The following is a 12,320-nucleotide window of genomic DNA, read 5'->3' on the forward strand; positions in this document are numbered from 1 at the left end:
GTTATTTATAAGTTGAAATAATAGCTAAGAAATCTTCTGCTTTAAGTGAAGCGCCACCAATTAATCCGCCATCTATGTCTGATTGTGTTAATAAATCACTTGCATTCGATGGTTTACAACTACCACCATACAAAATAGAGATGTCTTCAGCTATTTCTTTAGAATAAGCATGAGCAAATGATTTTCTAATGTTTTGATGCATTTCATTGGCTTGTTCTGGACTTGCTGTTTTTCCAGTTCCTATTGCCCAAATTGGTTCATAAGCAATCACTATTTTTTGAAAATCAGTTGAATCTAAATGGAAAAGAGCGTTTTTAAGTTGATTCACTACAGTTGTATTGTAATCACCATTTTCTCTTTGTTCAAGACTTTCTCCACAACAGAAAAATACCTTTAAACCTTCAGATAATGCTGCATCGACTTTCTCTTTCAAAAAGGAATCAGATTCATTAAAAAGTTGACGTCTTTCAGAATGTCCAATTAATACTGCTTGTGTTCCAATTGCCTTTAATTGGCTCATGCTGATCTCACCAGTAAAGGCACCGCTCTTTTCAGGATGTCCATTTTGTGCTCCAACCTGTACTTTCTGATCTTCATTAATTAAAGATGTTAAATAAATTGAAGGTGTAAAATGATATACCTCACAGTTTGCACTAGCTCCTTCTAGTTCAGAGTTTATTGTTTTATGAAGTGATTGACCTTCCTCAAGGCTTAAATTCATCTTCCAGTTTCCTGCTACAATTTTCTTTCTCATCTTATTCTTTAACGTTTAATATGTTTGTTGTTAACCAATCCCATGAAGGAGTGGATCTAAAAGGATATTTCCCTTTGACTACACTGTTTTCTAATACCATCAATGACGGATTTGACCTTGTGATGGCTTTAATTTCGATTTCATCATTTTGAACGGTTGGTATTTCTAAACCATATTCTGCTCTAAATGCTAAGACTTCTTCTTTTGAAGCTGTTGAAATCATAATCATAGGAATATTATTCTCCTTAGATTTTTCTGCGATTTCTTTTAAACGAGCAATTCTACTGAAATTCCCCTTGCTTAAGTTTCTACTGAAAACCAAAATCACTTGTTCTTGATTCAAAATATAATCCTTCAAACTGATGTCTGTAAGCGATTCATTTACGCGAATCAATGTATCGCCAATTGTGTAAATCGATGTATCAATATCTGGTAAATGAAAATCAGATAATAACATAGGATAACGATCTCCTGTTTCTTTGTCAACAAGGTCAATGTATTCCGCTTTATTGCTATCAATAATAGTAGCAATTGGTTCAAACTCTTTTTCTGTAGAAGTTAATCCTTCAACAGGAATTGTAGGATCAAATTGCTGAATAGAATGCGGAATTTGAGCTTTGATTGTTTTTGTTTCTCTCTTTTCAAACTTCCATGTTTCTGTATCTCCCCAAATGCTTTTGGTAGAATTGTTTAATTCTGTAATCAAGGTGTCTTTCTGAGTTTTCAAGTTCTTATACACCATGAAATTCTCATAGACTCCATCTTCACCATCAGACATTCTTTCTGTTAAGTTACTTCCTACATGATATGGTCTATAATCTCTAACAGGTAGATACATTAAAACATAGGTTACAAATATTGATGATGTAATGGTTAACATTAAAATCATTCCCCATTCGTTTCCAAGGATTTTACCTCCAGTTCTTTTAATCCATAAAGCCAATAAAATTGATATTAAACCAAATATAATAGGGAAGTACCATGTGAAAATAGTTGAGAAGAATCCAATAAATAGCAGACCAAATGCTGTCAATACCAAGTTTTCTCGAACTGAATTAATTTGGATTTTTCTACGTGAGATGAAAATCACGATAACTAAATAAAGTAAAACAAGGTCTTTCCAAAAGCTTTCTGCAGGAGTAAGTGAACGACCAATAGATCCTTTCATCGCATCACCAAAACAACCACAATCGTCAACACATTGCGGTTTTTTAACTTCTTTGATTGTTACTTTGCTATCTGTTTGATTAACAATAGTGATGTTTTCATTGAACTCTGCTTGAGGAATTTTTGCTTGTGCAGCGACGGAGTTGATTTCATAAGTATCAACATCTGTAAAAGTTGTATGTGGGTCACATTCTTTGGTATGCCATGTTAAGAAAGTGAAAAAGACCATCATGAAAAGCATTAACCATGAAGAGGCCTTAATTTTTGCACCCAAAATAACCATTGCGCCTAGAACAATCTCAAGAACACAAATAATTATACTTAAAAGTAAAGCATGTTCTATGAAGTATTCTAATGTAAAAGTATCCCAATTAAACCATTCTTTAATTCTATAAGCTAGGGCACCATCTTCGAAGTATTCTTCTAATTTATAAGCAAATCCCTTCGGATCATTGGCTTTGATGAGCCCGGAAACAATAAATAATCCACCGACTAAAACCCTGGAAACGTAGGAGAATAGAAACATTCCCTCTAATATAAATAATGCGACTATTGATGCGATCATCAATGAATATCCAAGGATTTTTAGTAATAATTCACTTTCTTCAAAGTTTGGATGGTAACCCATAACCAGAAAGCTCAGGCCTAATAAGTTTAAGGCTATAATTATTATGTTTAAAATAAGTGATTTTCCTGAAAGAGAATATTTCGTTTTATTAATCATTTGAATCGTTTTTGAAGGTTAAATGAATGAGTGCAAAAACGGAATAGTTTAGCATGTCGTAGTAGTTAGCATCTATTCCCTCACTAATTAGTGTTTTTCCTTTGTTGTCTTCAATCTGTTTGACACGTAAAATTTTCATCAAGATTAAGTCTGTCAAAGAACTTACGCGCATGCTTCTCCAGGCTTCACCATAGTCATGGTTTTTATCAATCATTAATTGCATCGATTGATCTGTATATTTTGCGTAAAGTTGTTCCACAGTTTCCAATGGTAATTCGAGTTCCAACAGCTCTTTTTCCTGCAGTTGTACAAGAGCCATCACACAATAGTTGATGATTCCGATGAACTCATCCTCAATGTTTTCACCAACTTTGTTTTCGCCAGTTTCTTGAATAGTTCTTATCCTTTGTGCTTTAATAAATATTTGATCAGTTAAGGAACTCGACCTTAAAATTCGCCATGCAGTTCCATAGTCCTTGGTTTTCTTTTCAAATATTTCTCGACACTTGGAAATAACTTTTGTATATTGATCAACTGTTTTTGACATTTTCTTGTTAAAAAGTTTTTACAGTGGGGAAAGATAATAATTATGAGTTAAATTGTATGATTAAAGTAGCTGATAAATTACAGGATTTTCAAAGTCCTCTGATTATGGGGATTATAAATGTAACTCCTGATTCATTTTATGAAGGTAGTCGACAAAATGATTTGGAAGTAATCATAGATAATGTTCGTTCGATGATAGCATCTGGTGTTGATATCATCGATGTTGGGGGAGTGTCAACAAGGCCAAATGCTGATTTGTTAACATGTGAAGAGGAGCTAGACCGTGTTATTCCTGTGTTGAAACATTTGCGTCATGAATTTCCAGAATTACTCATTAGTGTCGATACTTTTCGATCTGAGGTTGCTCAAAAATCTGTAGAACATGGAGCGAATATTATAAATGATGTTTATGGTGGACGATTTGATCAAAAAATGTTTGAAACAGTTGCAGATCTTGATGTTCCATATATTTTGATGCATAGTAGGGGAGACGCTGAGAATATGCAGGATTTGTGTGATTATGATAATGTAGCGGAAGATGTTTGTTTGGAACTGAGTAAGGATATCGAAAAGCTAAGAGAATTAGGTGTGAAAGATATTATTGTTGATCCAGGCTTTGGATTTGCAAAGACTGTTGAACAAAATTATGAACTGTTTAGGGAAATGAATTTGCTCAAAGTTTTAAATTGTCCAATTTTGATAGGGATTTCTAGAAAATCAATGATTTATAAATTATTGAATTCTGACGCCTCTAATGCGTTAAACGGAACAAGTGTATTAAATACTTTTGGGTTGTTGAATTCAGCATCTATCATACGTGTACATGATGTAAAAGAGGCTGTTGAAGTAAGGAAAATAGTTGCTCTTCTTTAGTACTTAATTTATTCAGCGTAAAGATAAAGGCGAAATTATACCATTTGCTTTGAAGTCATTGATAAAATGTAAGAATGAGGAGTAATTTATTCTAGATTATCGATTCCACCACATTTGTTTTAATTCATCTATTGTTTTAGCCTTTTCTTTAATTAACTTATCTGCTGATTGAGTATCAAACAACTGCCATTTTCCATCCTTTTTCAGGGCACAGCCATATTGACTGTCTAAAAATATGTGTTTGAAATCATCATATTCACAAGGCTTAAAATGTTGGAATGTTTTGTTGTAAAATCCTACTTTATTATCACACCACACAACATAAATTGGATTTCCATTATCTATGAATTCAATTTTTGATGCAGCTATGGGTAAGGTTTGATCAGCTTTAAAACCATTCTCCATTTGAATAGACCACCTTTTTGTTTGATTGTTTCTTACCTTAAAAACATCAGAATTGTTTAATTCGGAGAAAGTAATAGGTACGATTAAATCAATACTACTTAATTCTTGAAGGATATTATGAGCAGCTGCCATGGTTTCATAGTTATTAGTGATTTCTTTAGTATAAGGATCTTCCCAACTAAAGTAATCAAGGTTTGGTACGTTTTTAGTTGATTCAAAATGAAAGCCTGATAACTGATACAATGTGTTATTATAACTATCCATAAATGCTAATGCATATTTACCATCTCTTTGTAGTAGAAGTTTTTCTAAAATAGAGTAAGTTTCTTTTCCAAAAACATAATTACCATGGATATCTAATGAGTCTTCTCCTTCTGATGTCATTATTGGGTAGTCAGGATAAAAGCTAACTGTTTTTTCTATTATTTCTATATCATCAAACCAAGTTTCATGATAAATGTTATTTCCTTCTTGAAATGAAATTATATACTTCTTACTTTTTCTTTCAACAATTCCAACATTCCATTTTTCTATATCTTTTGATGTATTCATTAATCGGTATTTTTTTTGTTGGTTTTTTGAAAGTAGAGGAGAGTAGTTTTCAACTTCATAAAATCTCCAATTGCCTTTTTGGTCTTTTATTCTAATCGGATATTTTGAAAAATTTTTATACTCTACAGAAGTGTTTTTACTTTTATGATTTAAAAGTTCATCATGGATAAAAGATAGGGTTTCAGTTTCCGTTGGATAAAGTGGGTGAGAAAGGTTTTCAAGATATTTATACATGCTACATTCATGGAGTTCTTTTTCATTCGGGTACTTAAACTTAGTAAGTTGGTACAATTTAAAATCTTCCTTGGAGTAATAAGCCAAGGCCCAAAAGTTATCCTTTTGTAAAGCTATGTATTTTAATCTCGTTTTTAAACTCGTCTTTTCCAATTCATTTTTATACTCATAAATTGTATCTGTATTGGTGTATATTCTAATTTTATGGAATGGTACTGCTTCAAAAACATTTTCTGTTTCGAATGAGAAAATATAATTTTTATTTTTCTTTGAAACTGTTGTAATACCCATTTCTTCCATTATTGGAGAAGGAAAATTTTGACTGTATTTATCAAGGTAATAAAGCTCTTCTATATTATTAATATCATTAATCTGCCAGATACCTTTACTGTTCTTTATTCGAAATAAACTAGATGAATTTTTATTTGAATTAAATTCAATGGCTTTAGCGTTAATACTTTCTAAATATTTGTCGACTATTGCTTTATCAGTTGTGTCAGTTATTTCATATTCTTTGTCTGTTTTGTTGTCGTAAAACCTTAGCTGGGCATGTCCAAAACCTGTATAGAAAGAGAGAATAAAAAGTAGTAAAATTGATATTTTAATTTTCATGTTGTTATTTATTTTGTGTTCTTGTATTTTTAATCTAAATAAAGAACTGAGGTTTATATTGTTTAAAATCCAAATTACGATTTCGCTTACTTTCAAACAACTCCTATTTTGGGGTATAATATCATTTACTAAACTCAATGAGATAGTATTGAATGAAAAGTCCTGAGTGATAATTTACGTGTGTTTCTTGTTTATTATTTATTACTTCATACGTATTCATTTCATCATTTTTAACATCGGTAAATAATATCTCTTGCTTTTTATTTATAATAATTCGCTCAATACTATTCACATTAGTAAAGCGATATGGGATCATAATTTTTTCACCTTTATTTATGCTAATTAAATATGTTGAATTGTTTATTTTTTCATAAAGCCTTTTTTGATCTGTTTCTTTATACCATTTATGAGGTTTGTTTGGAAGTTGAGAGTGATAGGTTACCATTAAACTGTCTGGTGGCGTTTTATATTCAAGATTATCAGGGTTTTCTTTAATGTAATGGACCTCAATTTCCTTTACTGTTTCTGTAGCGTTTTCAATGAAGTAATAGTTATATGATGAACAACCGAAGCTCACTAAAATCAGAATACTAAATAGTAAGCTTCTGAAGAATAATTTTGTTTGTTTTACTACCATTTTACTTTTTTTTAGTTTTGTTTAATGCTTTGTTGGAAACAGAATTTAAAATTTAATTAATAATATTTTAAAATGGAAATCCAAAACCTAATCTCACCCCGATTCTATATAAACCCTGGCCTACTTTGGAATTATCTGCAATATGGTTATGAGTATAGAATAGACCGTAATAAAACCTGCTAATTCTGAAATCTACCATTATTCTCAAATTTCTTGCATATGGTCTTTTTAAAGTGTTTTCACTAAGCTCATCACCAGACCAAGTATACATTCCAGTTATTCTGAAGAAATTATGTTTTAAATCGTAATTTCCAACGGCTATCCCAATTCCTCTAGAATTTATGAATGATTCTGGTTCAGAAGTGAATGATGAAGATTTTGTACTAAAAGAAGAGTATTTGTATCTAATTTTTGTCCATTCCTGAATATACATTAATGTTACATTTCCAAAAAAACTAATACCGGCATGAATCGGAATGTCGAAATAGGATATGTCTAAACTAGCATTACTTTTGGGATATTGGTATCCAAATCCAATTTGTGTTTCAAAAACACCTCCTGCTTCCAGTGCAATGTTTTTACTCAAGTTTGCATTATAAATAAATTGCATATTCCCATTGAATGCAATATCATCAGGATTATCTCCTATTTTTGAGCTCGCATGTGTTATTTTACTGTAATTAAAACCTAAACCGATATTTATGTGACCTTTAAAGTCTCCCCAACCGACATCATCAGTGGCCGCTTCAACTAAAGCCTCCTTGGCAGCATCTGTTGTCATTTTGTTCTGCAAGGCATTAATTCGACTATTAACTTTATCTATTTCAAATTGATACTTAGCAAACCTTTTGGCCTTTTGGTAATAACTCATAGCTTTTGAATGCAAATTTGATTGTGCTGCCAAATCTCCTTGTGAAAGATATTCTACATAGTAATTAGGAGTAGATTTTTCCTGCTCATCTTCATCCTCCTTTTCTTCATTTTCTTTTTTTTCTGATTTTTTATCGTCATCGTTGTCCTCTTTGTCAATATTTTTTTTGTTTTCAGAAGATTCCTTTCCCTCTTCCTCTTTTTTTTCTTTTGCTTCTTTTTTATTCTTAACTTTCAAATAATTTCTTATTTTGAATGCTAGTTCTTGTACACCTTCTAAACCGATGATTTCATGATTTCCGATAACCGCATATTTCCATATCTCTTTGTTTGACGTATTATTATTATTATTATTATTATTATCTAGCTTGAAAAATGCACAATCTCCTTTTGCCCTAATTTTTGAAAAATGTTGAACAGTATAAATGTCATAAGGAACATTAGCGGCTTCAAACTTGATTTTTACGTTCGCATTGCTAGAATAAGGTATAGAGAACCCTTCATAAACTCCACCATAACTTCCATCTGACATTTCAATATCAGGAAAGTAATCGCTACTATTATAAGTTACACCATCCACTTTAATGGATAAAATTCTGTAATCTACTAATTCAATTTTTATACAACCTCTTCCTGATGAAAAATCACCCATTGTACTAATTATTTCAACTTCTGCGCTTACTTTGAAACCTTGTGAAGTGCCACTAAAATAAAGCGTTTGACTACGACTTTGACTATGAGCAGTAAATTCACTAGTAATTAAAAAGATTAATAGTGCTAAATATTTGATTTTCTTCATTTTAAAAAAGGTGTTAAACATTTACCGAAATAGAATTGGTTTTCCCAGATAGCATCGCCACTATACTCTTTATCGATTTCTTCTTTTTCATAGGAAAAGAAAAGGAGCAAGGTCAATAATATATTTTTCATAATTATGTGTTAGAATGCATTGGGAGAACGAAGTTATTACAAGCTTTCATTTTATACAATCCCCATTTATGGGGGTATTTTATTCCCATCTCAACTACTACTTTGAAGTTGGCCTAAATCATCTATCACTCAATACCTCCCCGGTTTCCAGTTCGTATAGACAGGTAATTCTTGATGATACTCTTTTTCACTACTACTTTCATAGCCATTGTACCAATTCACCCATCTCCATTTACCGTTTCTTTTGCCAGCCAACCAATATTTTCCCTCATGTCTGTAAATCTTGAATTCATCAAATCGACAAGAAACACTAAGCTGTCCTATTTTCCCCCACGATGAGGTATGAATTCCCAGCAAACCGTCTTTTCCAACAATGGTGAAAGGATGATTAAAACCAAAAAACTTTATGCTGTCGTACTCCATCGGAATCAATTCTCTATCATCTTGAAACATTCCCCATAAACCGGTTTCCTTATGGCGCATTTTATAAACCAAATCTTCATTGATGTAATCAAATTGTATGTCCGATCCATTGAATTTTTTCTGTAAGGCTTTAATTTTACTAGGACTAAACCCGTATTCAGCAGCGCTTGATATAGAATTTTCTGGTGTGCTAGGTCCTTGTGGGGTTTTAACCGAGTAAAAATATGCTTTACCACAACCTCCGCGAAAATCATCACAGAAGTCGTTACCTCCATTTCCATATAAGAAGTTGTTTCCACTTGCTGCAATAAAATTTTTACCTGACTCTTGATTGCCTTGAATGGTGTCTACCAAGTTAAAATTGTCTCCCTTTTGTTCATATATAAAAGTAGTGGTGTTGTGTTCCTCACCTTGTGCTTCTAAAACAAACAAGTAGTCTTCAGTGAGTTGAATGTCTTTTCCAAATCCATATACTCTATATTTAAAGTTTTCATTGTAAAGGATCTGATTGAACTCCCATTTACCATTTACTTTTTTATAAACGCTTACTGTACCTGGACCAGGAATACTTCCAATGTTCATTCTTCTAGCACTAATAAAAAGAGTTTCTTTATTGACTGCAACGGCATTTCCGAACTCTAATCTATTTTGATAATACTTTGGTAGTGGATTTATTTTTTGAGCCAGTTTCCATTTTCCTAGTTGCTGTTTAAAATGATAAACCGCACCCAGATTTTCTAGTGTATCTTTGTCTTCCCAAGCAGCGGAGATATAGAGTTCTCCTTCTGTTATCTTTAGGTAATTTCCAAAGCCTTCCGTATTGAAGTCTTTTTCGCGAAGAACCGCGGTTTGTTTCCATCGTCCTTCTGCATTAGGCTGAAATATAAAAACTTCATTGTAAGAAGCGACAACTGCAATATCCTCTTCAAGAGCCACAGTACGTCCAAAACTATCGACACCAATTGTGTCTTTAGGTTGCAAAAGAGAAACATATTGCCATGAAGTATCACCTTCCAACTGAAAAATATGAGCAGCTCCATTTGGATTCTTTTGGTTTTTCCAATCGCCGATAAGAATAGTTTTCCCGTCTATAGAACAAGCATTTTGCCCAAAACGATCTTGGCTATAAGAAACATCTGGATAGAGCTTGCTGCGAAGTTGCCACTTTCCATTATTGAGTTCGTAAACATACGCCATTCCTCCGTTGTAAGATTCAGGGTTTTGACTATGCGTACCAGTAACCACTGCATATTTTCCATCCATAGCTACCGAAGAACCAAAATAGTTTTGCCTTCCAGGCTTTTCCTCTTGCTCTACTTGAATTAATTTAGCTTGGCTAAAAGTAGAGTAGGGGAATGCTAAGAAAATGCAGAACAAGTATATGATTGCTTTAAAATTGTAGTTGAGTGCTTTTGATGTTTTCATGGGTTTTAATTAATTGTATTAAATGGGATTTTTATGGGTGAATTATTCTAATCTTTTTCCGGTTTTGTCGATGTAAAAAGTTTCACCATCTAATTTAACTTTTGCCCGACCTTCTGAGAAATTCCAAACTTCGTCATAAATTAAAGGGATAACTTCTTTTCCGGTTTTGTCTATAAACCCCCATAAACCACCGTCAACCTTGTTAGATCCTAATGCCAATTGTTCTCCACCAAGATTAACGATTGCTAATCCTTCCGAAAATTCGCAAGCTCCATCATATTTTAGTGGTGTGATTTTCTTTCCAAAGGAATCAAAATAGCCCCATTTTCCTTTGCTTAACTCCTCCTTGGTATAAAGATTTGAAGGGTTGTAGTTTTCCATGTCAAATGCCCGGACAATAAAATAGCCTTCGTTAAAATGGTCGATTATCATGCTATATTGAATAGGAATAATCTCTTCATTTCTTTTGTTGATGAAACCAACCTTATAAAAGAAGTTGAAAAACTCAGAGTCTTTAATTGGTAAACTATCAATTAACGTTGCTAAAGCCAATCCATTTGAAAATAGTTCAACACTGTTGTATTTTATCGGAATTATTATCTCACCTTCTTTATTAATGAATCCACTTTTGTAGTTCTTAGTTATCATTCCTAGATCTTCTTTGAAATAACTTACATTATCGTATTCTACCGGAACAATTTCTTTGCCTAAGGAATTTATAATACCAAACTTTTCATAAGTTTCTGAAAGGTCATTTTCAAATACTTCATCGGACAAGCTATCAATTCGAACTATTGCAAATCCATTTGAAAATTTAGATATGGAACTATATTTAAAAGAAGTAACAGGCATGCCATTGTGATCGACTAAACCATATAATCCTTTATAGCTCATTACTGAAACACTGTCGTATGTTGCTATTTCTCCTTTTTCAATTTCTGAAGCCCATTCTTCAGTCTGTTCTTGAGGAATTTCTTGAGCTTTTGCAGTTATAGAAAAAAGCAAAGAGAGGGCGAGAAATAATTGTTTTGTGTTTATCATTGTGTTCGAAGTTTTTATTCTATTCTTTTTCCAGTTTTGTCGATGAAGAATTCTTCTTCGTTTAGTTCTTCCAAAGCTAATCCATCTGAAAAAACTATGTACATAAGCATATTTTATTGCTGTGACTCGATTTCCATTATTCCCAATCATGTAGTGTTAATATTACAGGCGGTGTCGTATTTTTTTTAAAATATTTTATGAAAAAGATGAGCTTGTTAATAACATGATTGTTTGAATGGATGTATTTAAGAATCTCATAGTTTTTCGATTTTAGTGAGTTGTGTCTTGATACAAACTTATGTAATTTACTATTCTATTAAAATCGCCAGAAATGGGGATTTTTATATACGCTGATATAATTTTAGAATCTTTCAATGATAAATTCATGTTTTTTATACCTTATATATAAGGAGTGAATTTCAGTCATAAAAGAGTAATGATTGTAAAAAGCTATCTCTTGTATTTAAGATAAGGGTAAAAGAGTTGATAATAGAGAGCAAACCAAAATATTGAATTTTTTTTTAAACAATAACCCGTTAGTAATAAGCGGTTAAGGATTAAGATTAAAAATAAATTAAATAAAGTTTACCAAAAAGCTTGTTTACTGATAAAAGCTCAGTATCTTTGCACCCCGCAAACGAGCGGTGAATAACTTGAAAAGCATTTAAGATTACGAATTAGCGATAAGGAGTGAGATTAAAAAAAGATTAAATAAAATTTTCAAAAAAGCTTGTTACTTTAAATTTAGTGACTATCTTTGCACCCCGCAAACGAGCGAGGTAAGAAAATTAAAAAAGACTTCAAAAATCTTTTTTAAAATTTAATTCAAAAAAAACTTGCAGGTTAAAAATTATTACTAATTTTGTCCTCCTCGAAACAAACGAGTTTAGGGAAAGCAAGATAAGGTTTTTAGTTATTGAATTAACGAGAAACAGCAAATAAGTTCTTTGATAGATTGAGAAATAAGGAAACAGCGTAAATAAACGAAATTAAGAGCCACAACAAAATTCAAAGTCTTTTACAACGGAGAGTTTGATCCTGGCTCAGGATGAACGCTAGCGGCAGGCCTAACACATGCAAGTCGAGGGGTAACGAGAAGTGCTTGCACTTCGGCGACGACCGGCGCA

General features: G+C 32.3%; 9 protein-coding genes and 1 rRNA gene. 2 read left to right on the forward strand and 8 right to left on the reverse strand.

Annotation, left to right across the window (positions count from 1 at the left end):
• Position 1: 1 nt before the first annotated feature.
• The 3 genes from tpiA to DXU93_RS13650 are packed head-to-tail and all read right to left on the reverse strand — an operon-like array spanning position 2 to position 3,192.
• Positions 2-754, reverse strand: a complete 753-nt coding sequence (gene tpiA / locus DXU93_RS13640; protein WP_116881857.1) for a triose-phosphate isomerase — start codon at positions 752-754, stop codon at positions 2-4.
• A 1-nt stretch (position 755) separates the two neighbouring features.
• Entirely contained in the window at positions 756-2,645 is a 1,890-nt protein-coding gene (locus DXU93_RS13645) for a DoxX family protein (RefSeq protein ID WP_116881858.1), read from the reverse strand.
• A complete protein-coding gene (locus DXU93_RS13650; RefSeq protein WP_116881859.1) occupies positions 2,638-3,192 on the reverse strand; it encodes a DUF1599 domain-containing protein in 555 nt (184 codons plus the stop codon). The genes DXU93_RS13645 and DXU93_RS13650 overlap by 8 nt, the downstream gene beginning before the upstream one ends.
• 23 nt (positions 3,193-3,215) lie before the next feature.
• Here DXU93_RS13650 and folP point away from each other — a divergent pair, with 23 nt between their 5' ends.
• Positions 3,216-4,064 carry a dihydropteroate synthase gene (gene folP, locus DXU93_RS13655; RefSeq protein WP_240623464.1) on the forward strand — a complete coding sequence of 283 codons (849 nt, stop codon included), beginning with the start codon at positions 3,216-3,218 and terminating at the stop codon, positions 4,062-4,064.
• 96 nt (positions 4,065-4,160) lie between these two features.
• On the opposite strand, the gene DXU93_RS13660 is transcribed toward folP, so the two are convergent.
• The 5 genes from DXU93_RS13660 to DXU93_RS13680 all read right to left on the reverse strand — a co-directional run bounded on the left by DXU93_RS13660 (position 4,161) and on the right by DXU93_RS13680 (position 11,193).
• On the reverse strand, positions 4,161-5,867 hold the full coding sequence (locus DXU93_RS13660; protein WP_123776142.1) for a hypothetical protein: 1,707 nt from the start codon (positions 5,865-5,867) through the stop codon (positions 4,161-4,163).
• Positions 5,868-5,988: 121 nt separating this feature from the next.
• Positions 5,989-6,504: a hypothetical protein gene (locus tag DXU93_RS13665; RefSeq protein WP_116881862.1), complete on the reverse strand. Its 516-nt coding sequence runs from the start codon at positions 6,502-6,504 to the stop codon at positions 5,989-5,991.
• Between the two features lie 67 nt (positions 6,505-6,571).
• Positions 6,572-8,173 (reverse strand): hypothetical protein, encoded by a 1,602-nt coding sequence (locus DXU93_RS14965; RefSeq protein ID WP_123776143.1) that lies wholly within the window; start codon positions 8,171-8,173, stop codon positions 6,572-6,574.
• 260 nt (positions 8,174-8,433) lie between these two features.
• Positions 8,434-10,152 carry an FG-GAP repeat protein gene (locus tag DXU93_RS13675; protein WP_116881863.1) on the reverse strand — a complete coding sequence of 573 codons (1,719 nt, stop codon included), beginning with the start codon at positions 10,150-10,152 and terminating at the stop codon, positions 8,434-8,436.
• A gap of 42 nt (positions 10,153-10,194) precedes the next feature.
• Positions 10,195-11,193 carry a WG repeat-containing protein gene (locus tag DXU93_RS13680; protein WP_165851423.1) on the reverse strand — a complete coding sequence of 333 codons (999 nt, stop codon included), beginning with the start codon at positions 11,191-11,193 and terminating at the stop codon, positions 10,195-10,197.
• A gap of 1,020 nt (positions 11,194-12,213) precedes the next feature.
• On the opposite strand from DXU93_RS13680, the gene DXU93_RS13685 reads away from it, so the two are divergent.
• Positions 12,214-12,320, forward strand: a 16S ribosomal RNA gene (locus DXU93_RS13685); the annotation flags it as partial.

This window comes from Brumimicrobium aurantiacum, assembly GCF_003402975.1.
Classification (GTDB): domain Bacteria; phylum Bacteroidota; class Bacteroidia; order Flavobacteriales_D; family Crocinitomicaceae; genus Brumimicrobium; species Brumimicrobium aurantiacum.